The sequence below is a fragment of the Pantoea sp. DY-17 genome, assembly GCF_019795975.1.
In the GTDB taxonomy this organism is placed as follows: domain Bacteria; phylum Pseudomonadota; class Gammaproteobacteria; order Enterobacterales; family Enterobacteriaceae; genus Pantoea; species Pantoea leporis.
Genome location: NZ_JAIMIG010000001.1, coordinates 971,989 through 988,137, shown reverse-complemented (window position 1 = coordinate 988,137; position 16,149 = coordinate 971,989). Strand labels below are relative to the sequence as shown.

Annotated in this window: 16 protein-coding genes; 8 read left to right on the top strand and 8 right to left on the bottom strand. The window is 53.6% G+C overall.

Annotated features, from left to right (window positions below; translation table 11 throughout):
* Nucleotides 1-35: 35 nt before the first annotated feature.
* The 3 genes from K5Y33_RS04740 to K5Y33_RS04730 all read left to right on the top strand — a co-directional run bounded on the left by K5Y33_RS04740 (nucleotide 36) and on the right by K5Y33_RS04730 (nucleotide 3,420).
* Nucleotides 36-269 (top strand): DUF1480 family protein, encoded by a 234-nt coding sequence (locus K5Y33_RS04740; protein ID WP_110866277.1) that lies wholly within the window; start codon nucleotides 36-38, stop codon nucleotides 267-269.
* A 377-nt stretch (nucleotides 270-646) separates the two neighbouring features.
* Nucleotides 647-2,113 carry an undecaprenyl-phosphate galactose phosphotransferase WbaP gene (gene wbaP / locus K5Y33_RS04735; protein WP_008110368.1) on the top strand — a complete coding sequence of 489 codons (1,467 nt, stop codon included), beginning with the start codon at nucleotides 647-649 and terminating at the stop codon, nucleotides 2,111-2,113.
* A 113-nt stretch (nucleotides 2,114-2,226) separates the two neighbouring features.
* Nucleotides 2,227-3,420, top strand: coding sequence for a multidrug effflux MFS transporter (locus K5Y33_RS04730; protein ID WP_101764208.1), 1,194 nt, complete (start codon nucleotides 2,227-2,229; stop codon nucleotides 3,418-3,420).
* Here the strand turns inward: K5Y33_RS04730 and dadX are convergent.
* Entirely contained in the window at nucleotides 3,413-4,483 is a 1,071-nt protein-coding gene (dadX, locus tag K5Y33_RS04725) for a catabolic alanine racemase DadX (protein ID WP_222233344.1), read from the bottom strand. The two genes, K5Y33_RS04730 and dadX, sit on opposite strands and share 8 nt — an antisense overlap.
* Nucleotides 4,484-4,504: 21 nt before the next feature.
* A complete protein-coding gene (locus K5Y33_RS04720) occupies nucleotides 4,505-5,806 on the bottom strand; it encodes a D-amino acid dehydrogenase (RefSeq protein ID WP_222233343.1) in 1,302 nt (433 codons plus the stop codon).
* Between the two features lie 493 nt (nucleotides 5,807-6,299).
* Between K5Y33_RS04720 and K5Y33_RS04715 the strand changes: the two genes are divergently transcribed.
* A complete protein-coding gene (locus K5Y33_RS04715) occupies nucleotides 6,300-7,835 on the top strand; it encodes a SpoVR family protein (protein WP_101764205.1) in 1,536 nt (511 codons plus the stop codon).
* Between the two features lie 38 nt (nucleotides 7,836-7,873).
* Here K5Y33_RS04715 and fadR read toward each other — a convergent pair whose 3' ends face one another.
* Entirely contained in the window at nucleotides 7,874-8,593 is a 720-nt protein-coding gene (fadR, locus tag K5Y33_RS04710) for a fatty acid metabolism transcriptional regulator FadR (RefSeq protein ID WP_008110376.1), read from the bottom strand.
* Nucleotides 8,594-8,913: 320 nt separating this feature from the next.
* Between fadR and dsbB the strand changes: the two genes are divergently transcribed.
* Entirely contained in the window at nucleotides 8,914-9,444 is a 531-nt protein-coding gene (dsbB, locus tag K5Y33_RS04705; protein WP_101764203.1) for a disulfide bond formation protein DsbB, read from the top strand.
* A gap of 39 nt (nucleotides 9,445-9,483) precedes the next feature.
* Here the strand turns inward: dsbB and K5Y33_RS04700 are convergent, their stop codons facing one another.
* The 3 genes from K5Y33_RS04700 to K5Y33_RS04690 form a co-directional block, all read right to left on the bottom strand.
* Nucleotides 9,484-9,930 carry a YcgN family cysteine cluster protein gene (locus K5Y33_RS04700; protein WP_008110381.1) on the bottom strand — a complete coding sequence of 149 codons (447 nt, stop codon included), beginning with the start codon at nucleotides 9,928-9,930 and terminating at the stop codon, nucleotides 9,484-9,486.
* Between the two features lie 64 nt (nucleotides 9,931-9,994).
* The gene (locus K5Y33_RS04695; RefSeq protein WP_101764202.1) at nucleotides 9,995-10,654 is read right to left on the bottom strand and encodes a fumarylacetoacetate hydrolase family protein; all 660 of its coding nucleotides are present in this window, start codon (nucleotides 10,652-10,654) and stop codon (nucleotides 9,995-9,997) included.
* Between the two features lie 267 nt (nucleotides 10,655-10,921).
* On the bottom strand, nucleotides 10,922-11,197 hold the full coding sequence (locus K5Y33_RS04690; protein ID WP_176970024.1) for a YcgL domain-containing protein: 276 nt from the start codon (nucleotides 11,195-11,197) through the stop codon (nucleotides 10,922-10,924).
* Between the two features lie 153 nt (nucleotides 11,198-11,350).
* Here K5Y33_RS04690 and minC point away from each other — a divergent pair, with 153 nt between their 5' ends.
* The 3 genes from minC to minE are packed head-to-tail and all read left to right on the top strand — an operon-like array spanning nucleotide 11,351 to nucleotide 13,180.
* Entirely contained in the window at nucleotides 11,351-12,061 is a 711-nt protein-coding gene (minC, locus tag K5Y33_RS04685) for a septum site-determining protein MinC (RefSeq protein ID WP_137385909.1), read from the top strand.
* A 33-nt stretch (nucleotides 12,062-12,094) separates the two neighbouring features.
* Nucleotides 12,095-12,907: a septum site-determining protein MinD gene (minD, locus tag K5Y33_RS04680; protein ID WP_007889662.1), complete on the top strand. Its 813-nt coding sequence runs from the start codon at nucleotides 12,095-12,097 to the stop codon at nucleotides 12,905-12,907.
* A 3-nt stretch (nucleotides 12,908-12,910) separates the two neighbouring features.
* The gene (gene minE / locus K5Y33_RS04675) at nucleotides 12,911-13,180 is read left to right on the top strand and encodes a cell division topological specificity factor MinE (RefSeq protein WP_007889661.1); all 270 of its coding nucleotides are present in this window, start codon (nucleotides 12,911-12,913) and stop codon (nucleotides 13,178-13,180) included.
* A gap of 55 nt (nucleotides 13,181-13,235) precedes the next feature.
* Here the strand turns inward: minE and rnd are convergent, their stop codons facing one another.
* Both rnd and fadD read right to left on the bottom strand, forming a co-directional pair.
* Nucleotides 13,236-14,357, bottom strand: a complete 1,122-nt coding sequence (gene rnd, locus K5Y33_RS04670; RefSeq protein WP_222233342.1) for a ribonuclease D — start codon at nucleotides 14,355-14,357, stop codon at nucleotides 13,236-13,238.
* 98 nt (nucleotides 14,358-14,455) lie between these two features.
* Nucleotides 14,456-16,132, bottom strand: coding sequence for a long-chain-fatty-acid--CoA ligase FadD (gene fadD, locus K5Y33_RS04665; protein WP_222233341.1), 1,677 nt, complete (start codon nucleotides 16,130-16,132; stop codon nucleotides 14,456-14,458).
* Between the last annotated feature and the right edge of the window lie 17 nt (nucleotides 16,133-16,149).

Below are 16,149 nucleotides of genomic sequence, written 5' to 3'. Positions count from 1 at the left end.
CTCACTATTCAACCCAGTTAATACGGGAGAATGTAATGGGACGCGTGGTGAAGATTGGTCAATATGAAATCGTTGATGCAGAGTTCAATAGTGACAATGGCGACACTGTCAGTATTCCCTGCCATACCAATCCCGGCCTGAGTGACCAACTCGACGGCTGGGATGTGGATACCAGTGTACCGGCATGGATTGATGAAGAGGCTGTCGATTTGCAAATCGGACACTATGATAAGCAGCAGGACCTGTGGGTATTAAAAAAACCCGCCTGATTGGCTGGCGCCGCCATTGATGTGAATGGCGGTCATTCCGAAAAGCTGTCCTAAAATGAAGCGTAATATTCGCGATTAATTAACTTTTAACCATACATTTCAATTAAATAGCCAATTATTTCTTTAGTCATTTATTTCCTTTTCAGACTATTTCCATATTAACTCTGTCAAATAACTCCTGCATACTCTTAAACGTTGCTGCAGCTTTTCGTGACGTGCATCACGTCTCAAACGGTCCTTTCCTTGCAGCGCTTATGGCAGCACTGACTTATATCTCGCTGAAAGAATACTTCTTTCCATTTTTCAGCGGACCACTCCTGAGCGCGTACTTGATTCTGGTCAGGCCATCTTTTACTTAAGAAAAGAGAGCAGGTTTTATGGCAAGTACTTTGATAATGAATGATGCAACCCGCTCGTGGAGCGGACTGCGCAAAAACCTCATCGCAAAAGTCGCACTTAGTTTCTCGGATTTAATTGCATTAAATCTGGCATTGTTTTTATCTGCCGCCACCGTTCAAGGTATTTGGGGCGAACTGGATACCTTTATTCCGCCCCAGCAGATTGAATACCGGTTTATTGCCCAATTTAGCCTTTCTATTCTTTGCACCGCCTGGTTCTGGGTGCGTATGCGTCACTACACTTATCGCAAGCCGTTTTGGTTTGAACTGAAAGAAGTGATTAAAACCCTGTTCGTCTTCTCTCTGCTTGATCTGGCGTTGATTGCCTTTTCAAAATGGGACTTCTCGCGCATGGTTTGGGTATTTAGCTGGACTTACGCTCTGCTGCTGCTGCCGCTGATGCGTGCCGTGGTAAAACGCGCCATCAACCGCGCAGGTCAGTGGCAGAAGGAAACCATCATCATTGGTTCCGGTAAAAATGCCATGGAAGCTTATGCGGCGCTGCAGAGCGAGGAGATCCTCGGTTATAACGTGCAGGCGTTTATCTCGCTGGATGATGACCAACAGCATGAGAAGGTTAATGGCGTTCCGGTGATCACCTGGAAAGACATCAACTGGCAAACCATGGACCGTGACAACACGCAATTTATCGTCGCCACCGAATTTGAGCAGCAAGTGGTGCGCGATAAATGGCTGAAGTTCCTGTCCAAAATGAAGTGCCGTTCAATCTCCGTGATCCCAACGCTGCGCGGCGTGCCGCTGTATGGCACCGATATGTCATTCATCTTCAGCCATGAAGTGATGATTTTGCGCGTCAGCAACAACCTGGCGAAACGCTCTTCGCGCTTCCTGAAACGCACCTTCGATATCGTGGTGGCATCCATGCTGCTGCTGTTCCTCGGACCGGTATTTGGACTGCTGTGTGCGATGGTGAAACGTGACGGCGGCAATGCGATTTATGGTCATGAACGCGTTGGGCAAGATGGCGTGAAGTTTAAGTGCCTGAAGTTCCGCTCAATGGTGACCAACTCGCAGGAAGTGCTGCAAAATTTGCTGGCGACCAGCGAGGAAGCGCGTGCCGAATGGGACCGTGATTTCAAACTGAAAAACGATCCGCGTGTGACCAAAATTGGTAACTTCCTGCGCAAAACCAGCCTTGATGAGCTGCCACAACTGTGGAACGTGATTCGTGGCGAAATGAGTCTGGTCGGTCCGCGTCCGGTGATTGAAGCAGAACTGGAGCGTTATGCCGGTGATGTGGATTACTACCTGATGGCGAAACCGGGCATGACCGGCTTGTGGCAGGTCAGCGGACGTAACGACATTGACTACGATACGCGCGTCTACTTCGATTCCTGGTACGTGAAAAACTGGGCGTTATGGACTGACATTGCGATTCTATTCAAAACCGCTGGCGTAGTGGTTCGTCGCGACGGCGCTTACTAATACCCTCGAGGCGGTGCCTGTGCACTTCGGCAGGCATCGCTTTTATTATCCCTTTCTTTTTCCCCTAAGAGTCATTACCCTTCCGGATTGTTTAACAGGTCGTCCGGTTCGTAATGCAAAAATTCACCTTAATACTTCTTAGCCTGGTGCTGCTGGCGCCGCTTGGCATTGATCTTTACCTCCCGACATTGCCGCAAATCGCCGAAGGTCTTAACAGCCCGGTGAGCCTCATCCAAATCACGATTCCTCTGTTTTTATTGGTGATGGGCATTGGCCAATTGATTACCGGTCCGCTGGTGGATAATTTTGGTCGTAAGCCGCTCGCGTTAATTGGTCTTGCGCTTTACATCATTGGCAGCGCGATTGCCGCCACGAGCACGCTGTGGCCGGTGTTCTTTCTCGCACGCATCATTCAGGGTTGCGCGGTGTGCTGCACGGCGGTGGTGGCCTTCAGCGGCGTGCGTGACCGTCTCAGTGGCGAGGATGCCGCACGCGCTTACGGCTTTCTCAATGGTGCGCTGAATATCGTTCCCGCGCTGGCGCCACTGCTGGGTGGGATCCTCGCCGAAGCCTACGGCTGGCGGATGCCGTTCTGGTTCCTGTGCGGCTATGCGGTGGTAATCGGCTTGATCGTCCTGCTGTGGCTGCCCGAAACGCGCCCGGCGGACACCTTACGCGTTAAAGGTTTACCGCTGGCGCAGTATGCTGCCATCGCCCGTGAACCGCGCTTTCTCGCCTTTGCCTTTGCCAATGCCGGCGCGCTGGGCATGGTGCTGACCTATGTGTCGCTGGCGCCACACGTGCTGATGACCGAAGGCGGCCTGACGCCGTTGCAATTCTCTTTCGCCTTTGGCGCCAACGGGTTTTGGATCATGCTGGTTAGCGCGTTCGTAAACAAAACCATTCGCAAAGCGGGACGCCCGTTCTGCCTGGCGATGGGTTTCGCCACCATGTTGATCGGCGCAATTCTTCTGATGATGGGCACCACGCTGTTACCGGCGGCGTGGCAAAACCATTGGGCGCTGTACATGATTCCCGTGGCGGTTTCCGTTGCTGGCCTGGCGTTCACGGTCGGTCCCGCCACCAGCTACGCGCTGGAGCCGTATCAGCAGCAAGCGGGCGTGGCCTCAGCACTGCAGGGATTTATTCAGATGGCGTGTGGTGCGGGCGGCAGCATGGCAATCGTGGCATTGCCCGTTGCGGAGAAGTCGTCACTGGCATTGATGATGCTGCTGGGTGCAGCGCTGGCACTGACCGCCTGGCGCTGCAGTAAGAAAATGCACGGTCGCGTGACCGCGCTTAAATAACCTCAACCGGAACGCGTGGCGCGAGCGCGCACATCAGCTCGTAGCCCACCGTTCCGGCGGCTTTTGCCACCTCATCGATCTTCACCTGATTGCCCCACAGCTCCACCTTTGAACCGATGCCGGCCTGCGGGCAAGGTTCTAAATCGATCATCATCATGTCCATGGAGATGGCGCCCAGCGTTTGCGTGCGTATGCCATCCACGCTGACTGGCGTGCCGGTGGGCGCATGACGCGGATAACCGTCGGCGTAGCCACAGGCGACGATGCCGATACGCTGGGTGCCGCTAGCGTGATAGCGATAACCGTAACCCACGCCCTCACCGTCATTCAGCTGCTGAACGCCAATGATTTCGCTGGTGAGCGTCATCACCGGCTGCAATCCGGTGCTGGCGATATCCTGCCAGTCGCCGCTCGGTGACGCGCCATAGAGAATAATGCCGGGACGCACCCAGTCAAAATGCGCTTCAGGATGCCACAGCGTAGCCGCAGAGTTAGACAGGGAACGCGGACAATCGAGCCCTTCCGCCGCCAGTTCGACGCGCTTCATCGGCTCAACAACTCCTTGCGGATTTTCTGCATCAGCGAAGTGCGCCATCAACGTCATTGCACCGACGTTCGGCAGAGCGCGCAGTTTTTGCCACGCCGCATGGGCCTGCTCAGGACGGAAACCAAGCCGGTTCATGCCGCTGTTGATTTTGAGGTACACATCGACCGGTGCCGACAGCTGCGCTTTTGCCAGCGCCTGAATCTGCCAGTTGCTGTGCACGCTGGTGGTGAGGCGGTAACGATCGATTAGCGCTAAATCCTCGGCATGAAAGAAACCTTCCAGCAGCAGGATCGGTTTTTTCCAGCCCTGCTCACGCAGCAGGATCGCCTCTTCCATATTCAGCAGCGCGAAACCATCGGTTTCTGCCAGGCTTTGCCACACGCGAGCCACACCGTGACCATACGCATTGGCTTTTACCACCGACCAGACGCGTGATTGCGGGGCCGCCCGGCGAACAACGGCCAGATTATGACGCAGTGCCTGTTGATTGATGGTGGCGCCGGTTGGACGTGACATGCTTTTACTCTCCCTGAGGTCTCAGCGCGCCGCGCTGGCGTTACGCAGTGGCGAAGAATGTGGCTCAAAACCTGGCAGGTAGCGCAGCACTGACAAATCATCTGCGGCAATCGCCGGTTTCTGGCCGGAAATTAAATCAGCCAGAAGCTGACCGGAACCACAAGCCATCGTCCATCCCAGCGTACCGTGACCGGTATTGAGATAGAGATTGGAGAGCGGCGTGCGCCCGACAATCGGCGTACCGTCTGGCGTCATTGGACGCAATCCGGTCCAGAACGTGGCCTGTTCGACAAAACCGCCTTCAGGATAGAGATCGCGGACCACCATCTCCAGCGTTTCGCGTCGTGCCGGCAACAGTTTGGTGTTAAAACCAACAATTTCTGCCATGCCGCCCACGCGAATGCGATCGTCAAAGCGCGTTACCGCCACTTTGTAGGTTTCATCGAGGATGGTGGAAACCGGTGCGGCGTCGGCATTCTTGATTGGAATCGTCAGCGAATAGCCTTTCAACGGGTAAACCGGGATGGCGAGAATGTCTTTCAGCAGCGCGGTTGAATAGGAACCGAATGCCACCACGTAAGCATCGGCTTTGATCACCTCATCGCCACACTTCACGCCATAAATGCGATTGCCCTCACGCAACAACTGATCAACCGAGGTGTTGTAGCGGAAGGTTGCGCCCGCCGCCGCTGCCATCGCAGCCAGACGTTGGGTGAACAGTTGGCAGTCGCCGGTTTCGTCGTTAGGGAGACGCAAACCGCCGGTGAGTTTATGCGCCGTTGCCGCCAGCGCAGGTTCGACATTTTTGAGCTGATGCGCTTCCAGCAGCTCATAGGGCACGCCCGCATCGCGCAGCACGGCGATATCTTTGCTGGCACTTTCGAACTGTTGCTGCGTGCGGAACAGCTGCAGCGTGCCGCCCTGCCGACCTTCATAGGCAATGCCGGTGCTGGCGCGCAGCATTTTCAGGCAGTCGCGGCTGTACTCCGCGATGCGCACCATGCGGCTCTTATTCTCTTGATAGTGCTGCATGTCGCAGTTTCGCAGCATATTCCACATCCATTCCAGCTGGAATTTGCTGCCATCAAGACGTACTGCCAGCGGCGCGTGACGCTGGAACATCCATTTGACCGCTTTCAGCGGAACGCCTGGCGCCGCCCAGGGCGCAGCATAGCCCGGTGAAATCTGTCCCGCATTACCGGCGCTGGTCTCCAGCGCGGCGGCAGGTTGACGATCGATAACCGTGACCTCATGTCCGGCCTGCGCCAGATACCATGCGCTCGCTACCCCAACCACACCACTACCAAGAATCACTACGCGCATAAGCCCCTCGTCGCAGCAAAAGAATAATTAACTATTAACCCAGCCCAACACAGCATAACCCGACCGCTATTGAAATCTTACATTCGACCGACTTATTTCACATGTTTTTTACCTGACTGCACACTGAAATCATGCAACAGCGGCAAAATCAGGATTTTTTATGCCTTAAATCCCTTAATCAGCCATTTATTATGCGGAAGGGAGCGGTTTTGACTTTTTTCAGGAGAAAGCGCCGCAGTCATACAATCCACTTATAAACAGAGCATTGTTCTGCTAAATGAATAATGGCCAACATTTGCCATCAGTATTGGCTTAACTAACGCTTTTTGAATGATTTTCTGCCAAAAGAATTCGATTGAGATTCAGTTTCGGATAGGCGACAGTGGACTATCATTGAAGTGTTCGCTCAGTTTTTTGGGCCATCTTTACTCAGGATGAGGCCTTAAACGATCGTGACAGGTAACTCCTGCCGCTTGCAAAACAGAGGTGCGCTATGACGACAATCTTTGACGAGCCAACCCGCAACAGTAAACGACTCAGTGATGGTCCCGACTGGACCTTCGAACTGCTGGATGATTATCTGGCGGAAATTGACCGCGTAGCCAAAAGTTACGGACTGGAAACCTATCCGCACCAAATTGAAGTGATCACCTCCGAGCAGATGATGGATGCCTACTCCAGCGTGGGTATGCCGATCAACTATGCGCACTGGTCGTTCGGCAAGAAATTCATCGAAACGGAACAGCGCTACAAGCATGGTCAGCAAGGCCTGGCGTATGAGATCGTCATCAACTCCAATCCATGTATCGCCTATTTGATGGAAGAGAACACCATGACCATGCAGGCGCTGGTAATGGCGCACGCCTGTTACGGTCACAACTCTTTCTTTAAAAATAACTATCTGTTCCGCAGCTGGACCGATGCCAGTTCGATTGTGGATTACCTGCTGTTTGCGCGAAATTACATTACCGACTGCGAAGAGCGCTATGGCGTGGAGGAAGTTGAGCGGCTGCTCGATTCCTGCCATGCGTTGATGAACTACGGTGTGGATCGCTATAAGCGTCCGCAGAAAATTTCGCTGCAGGAAGAGAAGGCGCGCCAGCAGAGCCGCGAAGAGTATTTGCAGAGTCAGGTGAATACGCTGTGGCGCACCCTGCCGCGTAAAGAGAAAGAGTCGGTGCACGTTGAGGCATCGCGCTACCCTTCTGAACCGCAGGAAAACCTGCTCTATTTTATGGAAAAAAATGCGCCGCTGCTGGAATCCTGGCAACGTGAAGTGCTGCGCATTGTTCGCAAAGTTAGCCAGTATTTTTATCCGCAGAAACAGACGCAGGTGATGAACGAAGGCTGGGCCACTTTCTGGCACTACACCATCCTTAATCATCTGTATGACGAAGGCAAAGTGTCGGAACGCTTTATGATGGAGTTCCTGCACAGCCACACCAACGTGGTGTATCAGCCACCGTATAACAGCCAGTGGTATAACGGCATCAACCCGTATGCGCTGGGCTTCGCGATGTTCCAGGACATCAAACGCATCTGTCAGACACCGACCGAAGAAGATCGCTACTGGTTCCCGGATATTGCCGGTTCCGACTGGCTGAAAACCCTGCATTTCGCGATGCGTGAATTCAAGGACGAAAGCTTTATCAGCCAATTCTTGTCACCAAAAGTGATGCGTGATTTCCGCTTGTTCACGGTGATGGATGATGACCGCAACAATTTCCTCGAAATTGCAGCGATCCATGATGAAGCGGGTTACCGCGCCATTCGTCAGCAGCTGTCGGCGCAGTACAATCTGAGCAATCTGGAACCTAACATTCAGGTCTATAACGTGGATTTGCGTGGCGATCGCTCACTGACGCTGCGTTATGTGCCGCAACAGCGTGCGCCGCTCGATAAGAGCCGCAAAGAAGTGTTGAAGCATGTGCACCGTTTGTGGGGCTTTGATGTGATTCTGGAACAGCAGAATGAAGACGGCAGCGTCGAGTTGCTGGATCGTTCGCCCACGCGCGGCCCAACGTTGTAAGGCAAAAAAAACCGGACTGTCGAAGTCCGGTTTTTCTTTTATCGCTTGCTGGCTAAATCGTCCGGCATGCTTTTCTGCATCTTGTGCCAAATCTCACCGCTGCGGCGGCCGTATTCACGCACGCTATCGACAATCTGCTCCTGCGAAGGATTAGCCACGCACAGGTCAGCCAGCTGGCGATAGAAGTTACGCGCCAGTTCACGCGCTTCCAGACTAGAGAAGTAGTGACGACCAACGCGGGTATACAATCCTTTCAGGCCATTCAAAATCAGACCATAAATCGGGTTACCCGATGCAAACGCCAGGCCGCGAAACACGCGATAATCCAGCTCGGTGTAGGCTTCGGCTTTGTCTTCCTCGATCAGCGCATTTTCCAGCACTTCGCGCGCTTTCTCTGGATGATGACGCAGCGCACGGCTGATAAAAATCGAAGAGATGTTAGTCCGCACCGACAGCAGATTATCAATCAACTGTGGAACGCTATCGTGATCGAGTCGGGCCAGGGTTTCGAGGATGTTTAAACCGGAGGTTTCCCAAAAATCGTTAACGCGCGTCGGTTTGCCATGTTGAATGGTCAACCAGCCATCGCGCGCCAGACGCTGCAAGACTTCACGCAACGTGGTGCGGGTCACGCCAATCAGTTCAGAAAGCTCACGCTCGGCAGGTAGAATGGATCCCGGCGGAAAACGACTGTTCCAGATGCTTTCAATAATATACTCTTCCGCAAATCCCGCGGGGCTCTGCGCCTTAATCACCATAGCATTTATTTCTCGTTGCTTTCTTTATCGTAATGCGACTCATCATACCAGAGCGGCTATAGCGGAAATAGCCTGCCAACCGATTAAAAGCGCGCGCTGGCGCAAAATTCAGCCGTGAATTCAGACGAAACGGCGCTGGCAAGCACACGTTTGCGCTGCGCCTGTGGCTTGCACTTATCGGATGAAGCGCATGGCCGGATCTTTTTTGGCCTCAACGCGACTTAAGTCATTTTTGTACATGATTTTTTCCCTTTACCTGGCTGGCACGGTTGCGCTTTTGGTTTACACTGCGAAACATTAACGGTTACAGGAAAAGCAATATGTTGCGATATTTGAATCAATGCTCGCGTGGACGCGGTGCCTGGCTTCTGCTGGCCCTGACGGCGCTAGCGTTTGAATTGACGGCGTTGTATTTTCAGCACGTCATGGGGCTGCAACCCTGCGTAATGTGTATTTATGAGCGTTGCGCGCTGTTTGGCGTGATGGGCGCGGGCATCGTGGGTGCGATTGCACCGAAAACCCCGCTGCGCTGGGCGGCGATCCTCATCTGGATTTATAGCGCGATTGAAGGCACTCGTCTCTCTTACGATCACACCATGATTCAGCTGCATCCCAATCCGTTTGTCACCTGCGACTTTGCCGCACGTTTCCCAGCCTGGTTGCCACTGGATAAATGGTTGCCCTCGGTGTTTGTGGCCAGCGGTGACTGCGCTGAGCGCGGCTGGACTTTCCTGACCTGGAGTATGCCGCAGTGGATGATCGTGATTTTCGGCGCTTATCTGCTGGTGGCGCTGCTGGTGTTGATTGCACAGCCGTTTAAACCGAAACGCCGCGATCTGTTCGGACGTTAAGCACAAAAAAACAGGCAGCCTTGGCTGCCTGTTTTATTTTTAACCGTTGCGATCCGGTCGATCGATTATATGCTCTTCCCAATCCCGCACTTCACTCTCACGCACCGCAATAAAACGCACTGAAATGCGCTGCGCATGCATCGCCTTTTTAGAACCGGCGATCAGCGGATGCCAGGCCGGCAAGGTTTTGCCTTCCCCTAACACGCGATAGGCGCAGGTACGAGGCAGCCATTCAAAGCTGGTGAGGTTTTCACGCGTCAACTTGATGCAATTCTCTTCTAACTCAAAACGATGCTCGTAGTTACGGCATTGGCAGGTTTTGATATTCAGCTGATTGCAGGCCACGTTGGTGAAGTAGATTTCGTCGGTATCCGCATCCTGCAACTTATTCAAGCAACATTGGCCGCAGCCGTCGCACAGGGATTCCCACTCTGCGTCGTTCATTTGGTCAAGGCGTTTAGTCTGCCAGAAAGGTTGTTCAGTCATGATGGCGGTCCGGGTTAGCAAAGAGACCGCACCTTATAAAGGTTCAGGTGCGGTGATGCAAGTTTTACAGAACGCGCGTCGAAATACCGTGACCCGCCAGCGATACTTCCAGCTTGTCGCCAGAACGCATCGGGCCAACGCCTTCCGGCGTACCGGTCAGCACCACATCGCCCGCGCGCAGTGTGAAATACTGGCTCATATAGGCAATCAGCGGCAGAATTTTGTGGATCATATCGGCGGTCGTCCCGTGCTGACGCACTTCGCCGTTAACCATCAGCTTCAGTTCGGTGTTCTGGGGATCGCCGCTGAACTCGGCAACCGGAATAAAACCTGACAGCGGACACGAGTTATCGAAACCTTTGGATTTTTCCCACGGTTGGCCCGCTTTCTTCAACCCGGCCTGCACGTCACGTAAGGTCAAATCCAGCGCGACGCCATAACCGGCAATCGCCTTCGCCACATGCTCTTCGCTCGCCTGCTTCAGCGTCGAGCCAATCAGCACCGCCAGCTCCACTTCATGATGCACTTCACCAAAATTTGCCGGGATCGACAGCGGCTGGCGCAGATCGCACACCGCGGTTTCCGGTTTGATAAATACCACCGGTTCGGTTGGCGTGGCACTTCCCATTTCCTTTATGTGCTTTGCATAGTTGCTGCCGACGCAGACCACTTTGCTGACCGGATAATCCAACAGAGCGCCCTGCCAGTTACGATGCTGATACATGCTATTCCCCTGCTTTGGTTGTGTTTGCCGCCAGTGCATCTGGCGATGAAGTCTGGCTCAGTGCCGGAACGCGGCACGCTGAGGTGGAATATATTAGCGGGTTTATGGCGGCAGGCGTGGCGGAAATTGTCAAAAGTCGTTAATCGTATACAACAAAATCAGCTAAACGCCGGGATAATTGCCCGCAATAAAAGGTTAAAGCGGGCAGTTAATTAACGCAAATAGCACTGATTATTTCTACAGGATATATTTACAGAGGAATCTGAATTAATCTTTTTTACCCTGATCGAGATGAATGTTGAGCAGACTTTCAACCGGCGGTGGAATTTGCAAATAAAAACCGTGTTCGCTTAAACCTTGCTTAACTTTATTGATATCCGCGTTAGCCAGCTTGTCACGCTTATCCAGTGACAGCACCATGGCCAGCTGGGGTTTGCCGAAGCCACGCAGCAGTTCTTCCGGCACCCGTGAGAAATCGTCTTTTTTTTCAACATACAGATAAGTCTGTTCACGTTGCGGGCTTCTGTAGATCACACAAAACATATTTTTTACTCGAATTAACCGATGGCGTCACTTGCCTGAATATAGCAGTAACTATAACATGCTTGCAGAACTTCGAATATTGACCGTTTGATGTTATTGCCGATTTTATCGGCGAGCATTTAAGGGTCGTAAAACAGGACTGAGTCAGCACAGATGTCGCAAACGCCAATCGAATTCAAGGGAAGCAGTTTTACCCTGTCAGTCGTTCATCTGCATCATTCGCAACCCGAGGTGATTCGTCAGGCGCTACAGGACAAAATCGATCAGGCACCGGCCTTTTTGCTGAATGCGCCGGTGGTGCTGAATGTATCAGCGTTAACCGGCGACATTAACTGGAAACAGATGCAACAAGCGGTGATGGCGACCGGTCTGCGTATCGTGGGTGTCAGCGGATGCAAAGATGAAGCCCTGAAAAAAATGATCGCCCGCGCGGGCTTGCCGGTCCTTTCTGAAGGTAAAGAGAGCCGCAAACAAGCCGCGGCGCCGGTCGCTGAAGCCGCACCGGTTGTTGCGGCGGTGGTGGCGGATGCCGCCAGTAAAACCCGCATCATTAATACGCCGGTGCGTTCGGGCCAGCAAATTTATGCGCGCAATGCCGATCTCATCGTCACCAGCAGCGTCAGCGCCGGTGCCGAACTGGTCGCCGACGGTAACATCCATATTTACGGCATGATGCGCGGTCGTGCGTTAGCCGGCGTCGGCGGACAACGCGACAGCCAGATTTTTTGCACCAACCTCGCCGCAGAGTTGGTCTCTATTGCCGGGGAATATTGGATGATCGATCAAATCCCGGCGGAATTCTTTGGTAAAGCGGCGCGCCTCAGCCTGATAGAGGGCGCGCTTACCATTCAGACACTTAATTAAGCCCCTTTTCTTTCGTTAAGGAAATCAACATTTATGGCACGCATTATTGTAGTTACATCGGGTAAAGGGGGCGTTGGCAAGACCACGTCAAGCGCGGCCATCGCTACCGGGTTAGCGCAGAAAGGCAAAAAAACCGTCGTCATCGATTTCGATATCGGTCTGCGTAACCTGGATTTGATCATGGGCTGTGAACGCCGCGTGGTGTATGACTTTGTAAACGTCATTCAGGGCGATGCAACGCTGAATCAAGCGCTGATTCGCGACAAGCGCACAGAGCAACTCTACATTCTGCCGGCTTCACAGACGCGCGATAAAGATGCACTGACGCGTGAAGGCGTTGAAAAAGTGCTGAACGATCTGGCGGCGATGGAGTTCGACTTTATCGTCTGTGACTCACCAGCAGGTATCGAAACCGGCGCGCTGATGGCATTGTACTTCGCCGATGAAGCCATCATCACCACCAACCCGGAAGTCTCTTCAGTACGTGACTCCGACCGTATTCTCGGCATCATCTCGTCGAAATCCCGTCGTGCAGAGAACAGCCAGGATCCGGTGAAAGAGCATCTGCTGCTGACCCGTTACAATCCTGGCCGCGTAACCCGTGGCGATATGCTGAGCATGGAAGATGTGCTGGAAATTCTGCGCATTCCCCTGGTTGGCGTTATCCCGGAAGATCAATCTGTCCTGCGCGCCTCTAACCAGGGTGAGCCGGTGATCCTTGACGCAAACGCTGACGCCGGTAAAGCCTATGCTGATACCGTAGATCGCCTGCTTGGCGAAGAACGCCCCTTCCGCTTTATCGAAGAAGAGAAGAAGGGTTTCCTTAAACGCCTGTTCGGGGGATAACCAATGGCATTACTTGATTTCTTTTTATCCCGTAAGAAGAACACAGCCAATATAGCCAAGGAAAGGCTGCAGATTATCGTAGCCGAACGCAGAAGGGGCGACAGTGAGCCCCACTATCTGCCGCAGCTGAAGCGCGATATTTTGGAAGTGATCTGTAAATACGTAAAAATTGACCCGGATATGGTGACCGTTCAGCTGGATCAGAAAGGGGATGATATCTCGATCCTCGAGCTCAACGTGACACTGCCGGAGCCGGAAGACGTTCCTAAATGATTAAAGCGGTTTCCTGATTTTCCCCTGCGGTGTTGCGCAGGGGAAAATGCTCGCATTAAAGTGCCTGCAGAATCTCGTTGATACCCGCTTTCAGCAAGTCGCCCCGCCAGCCTGTCTGTAACTCAGGTGTGCGCGACGCGTTTTTCAATCCCCAATGCACACTCATCACCTGATTAATCTGCCGACGTGATGCCAGCAGTTCCTGGCTGAAACCACTCTCTTCACTCACCTGTTGCACCAGCGCTTTAATGGCTTTGAACGCCTGTTTGTAGTGCGGATGATCGATCAGATTGGGCAGCGGCTGTGGCAAAGTCGCTTCATCCTGCGCCTGCGCTTCAGCCACCAGCGCCACCATCGCTTTACCGTGGAAGCGGATTTCGTGGCCGTTCAGCCCTAAATGATCCAGCTCGCCAAGGCTGCCCGGCATAAAGCGCGCCACTTTCCACAGATTCTCTTCGCGCACCACGAAGTTCACCGCCATATCTTTCTGACGCGCGAGGTTTAAACGCCACGCGGCCAGACGTTGCAACGCCGCAAGCTGACGCGGACGCAGTTGCCACGCATTGGTGATGTCGCGCCAGGCTTCTTCCGGTTGCAGCACATCCAGGCGGCGCTGGCACAGCATCTTGCATTCGCTTAGCGCCGCCGCCATGTTGCCAGCTTCTTCAGTTTGCGCCACCAGCTGATGGGCAATCGGCAGCAGATAGGCGACATCGGCGGCGGCATATTCACATTGACGTTCGGTCAACGGACGCGCCAGCCAATCGGTACGCGATTCGCTTTTATCCAGCTCGATTTGGTTGAAATGCATCACCATCGAGGCAAAGCCCCACGACAACGCCTGGCCGGTAAATGCCGCCAGAATTTGCGTATCAATCATGGGATCGGGCAGGCATTTAAAGCGATGCAGGAACACTTCCAGATCTTCGCCGCCGGCGTGCAGGAATTTGGTGACCTGCTTGTCCTGCAACAGCGCCACAAACGGCGTCCAGTCACTGATATTAAGCGGATCGATCAGGATCAGCTGGTCGCCATCAAACAGCTGAATCAGGCCGAGCTGCGGATAGTAGGTGCGGGTGCGCACGAATTCAGTATCCAGCGCCACGGCGGCGTGCTGGCGTGCTTTCTCGCACACGGCGGCCAGTTGGTCATTTTGGTCGATCAGGGTGTAATTCACGTTGTCTTTCTCGCTGCGGCAAACAACGCGCAGCGCTCCATGTTAAAAGCAATAAAAACGCCGGACTGTGCCGGCGTTAACCTGAGGAGAATGGCGCGTTACTGCCCTTCTCGCTTCGCCTCATCACGCAATTCGCGACGCAATATTTTGCCGACGTTGGTCTTCGGCAACTCGTCACGAAACTCGATAATCTTCGGCACTTTGTAGCCGGTGAGCTGGCGACGGCAATGATCCAGCACTTCTTCTTTCGTCAGTGAAGGATCTTTCTTCACGATGCACACTTTTACCGCTTCGCCCGACAGATCGCTGGGAACGCCAATCGCCGCGGCTTCACGCACTTTCTCATGCTGCATCAGCACATCTTCGATCTCGTTAGGATACACGTTAAAGCCTGACACCAGAATCATGTCTTTCTTACGATCGACGATGCGAATAAAGCCTTCGCTATCAACGGTAACAATATCACCAGTATGCAGCCAGCCATTTTTCAGCACTTCATCGGTAGCGTCGGCGCGCTGCCAGTAGCCGGTCATCACCTGCGGACCGCGAATACACAGCTCGCCCGGTTCACCTGGCGCCACATCCTTGTCTTCATCATCGACGATGCGCACATCGGTGGACGGCACCGGCAAACCGATGCTGCCGGTATGACAGGTAATGTCATACGGATTCACTGACACCAGCGGCGAACACTCGGTCAGGCCGTAACCTTCCAGCAGATAGTGTCCGGTGAGTTTTTCCCAGCGCTCGGCAACCGCTTTTTGCACCGCCATGCCGCCGCCGGCTGACAGGCGCAGCGTAGAGAAATCGAGCTTATTGAAATTGGCATCATTCAGCAGCGCATTGAACAAGGTGTTCACGCCGGTAATGGCGGTAAACGGGAACTTGCTGAGCTCTTTAACAAAGCCGGGAATATCGCGCGGATTAGTGATCAGCAGGTTGGTGCCGCCAAGGTCAAGGAACAACAGCCCGTTTACCGTCAGCGCGAAGATGTGATAGAGCGGCAGCGCGGTCACCACTTGCTCTTTGCCCGGACGCAGCAGCTTGCCGTAAGTAGCTTTAGTCTGTTCCAGATTAGCCTGCATATTGCGGTGCGTCAGCATCGCGCCTTTGGCCACGCCGGTGGTACCGCCGGTATATTGCAGGAAAGCGAGATCGTCGTTGGTCACGGTTGGGCGTTGATAGGTCATCTGTTCGCCCTGCGACAAGGCGCTGCGGAACGGGACCGCGCCCGGCAGATGGTATTTTGGCACCAGCTTTTTCACGTATTTAACGACGAAGTTCACCAGCGTGGCTTTCACCGGCGCCAGCTGATCGCCCATACGCGTTAACATCACATGTTTGATCGGCGTTTCGGCCACCACTTTTTCCAGCGTGTGGGCAAAGTTCGAGACGATCACTATGGCGCTGGCGCCGCTATCAACGAGCTGATGCTTGAGTTCACGCGGCGTATAGAGCGGATTGACGTTGACCACCACCATGCCAGCGCGCAGTACGCCAAACAGCGCGACGGGATATTGCAGCAGATTGGGCATCATTAGCGCCACGCAATCGCCCTGCTTCAACCCTAAACCTTGCTGCAGCCAGGCGGCAAAGGCGCGGCTTTGCTTTTCCAGCTGCCGATAGGTCATCGGCTGGCCCATATTGATGAAAGCCACCTGATCGGCGTATTGCTCTGTTGCGTGCTCGAAAAGATCGACCAGAGAAGCGTAACGATCCGCATTAATTTCCGCAGGGACATCTGCCGGATAGCGTTTGAGCCAAACCTTATTCAAAGAATCACCCCGATAAT

What these genes read in the sequence shown, in the direction of transcription:
- K5Y33_RS04740 (WP_110866277.1), top strand. Translation starts at nt 36, where the DNA reads ATGGGACGCGTGGTGAAGATTGGTCAATATGAAATCGTTGATGCAGAG.
- wbaP (WP_008110368.1), top strand. Translation starts at nt 647, where the DNA reads ATGGCAAGTACTTTGATAATGAATGATGCAACCCGCTCGTGGAGCGGA.
- K5Y33_RS04730 (WP_101764208.1), top strand. Translation starts at nt 2,227, where the DNA reads ATGCAAAAATTCACCTTAATACTTCTTAGCCTGGTGCTGCTGGCGCCG.
- dadX (WP_222233344.1), bottom strand. Translation starts at nt 4,483, where the DNA reads ATGTCACGTCCAACCGGCGCCACCATCAATCAACAGGCACTGCGTCAT.
- K5Y33_RS04720 (WP_222233343.1), bottom strand. Translation starts at nt 5,806, where the DNA reads ATGCGCGTAGTGATTCTTGGTAGTGGTGTGGTTGGGGTAGCGAGCGCA.
- K5Y33_RS04715 (WP_101764205.1), top strand. Translation starts at nt 6,300, where the DNA reads ATGACGACAATCTTTGACGAGCCAACCCGCAACAGTAAACGACTCAGT.
- fadR (WP_008110376.1), bottom strand. Translation starts at nt 8,593, where the DNA reads ATGGTGATTAAGGCGCAGAGCCCCGCGGGATTTGCGGAAGAGTATATT.
- dsbB (WP_101764203.1), top strand. Translation starts at nt 8,914, where the DNA reads ATGTTGCGATATTTGAATCAATGCTCGCGTGGACGCGGTGCCTGGCTT.
- K5Y33_RS04700 (WP_008110381.1), bottom strand. Translation starts at nt 9,930, where the DNA reads ATGACTGAACAACCTTTCTGGCAGACTAAACGCCTTGACCAAATGAAC.
- K5Y33_RS04695 (WP_101764202.1), bottom strand. Translation starts at nt 10,654, where the DNA reads ATGTATCAGCATCGTAACTGGCAGGGCGCTCTGTTGGATTATCCGGTC.
- K5Y33_RS04690 (WP_176970024.1), bottom strand. Translation starts at nt 11,197, where the DNA reads ATGTTTTGTGTGATCTACAGAAGCCCGCAACGTGAACAGACTTATCTG.
- minC (WP_137385909.1), top strand. Translation starts at nt 11,351, where the DNA reads ATGTCGCAAACGCCAATCGAATTCAAGGGAAGCAGTTTTACCCTGTCA.
- minD (WP_007889662.1), top strand. Translation starts at nt 12,095, where the DNA reads ATGGCACGCATTATTGTAGTTACATCGGGTAAAGGGGGCGTTGGCAAG.
- minE (WP_007889661.1), top strand. Translation starts at nt 12,911, where the DNA reads ATGGCATTACTTGATTTCTTTTTATCCCGTAAGAAGAACACAGCCAAT.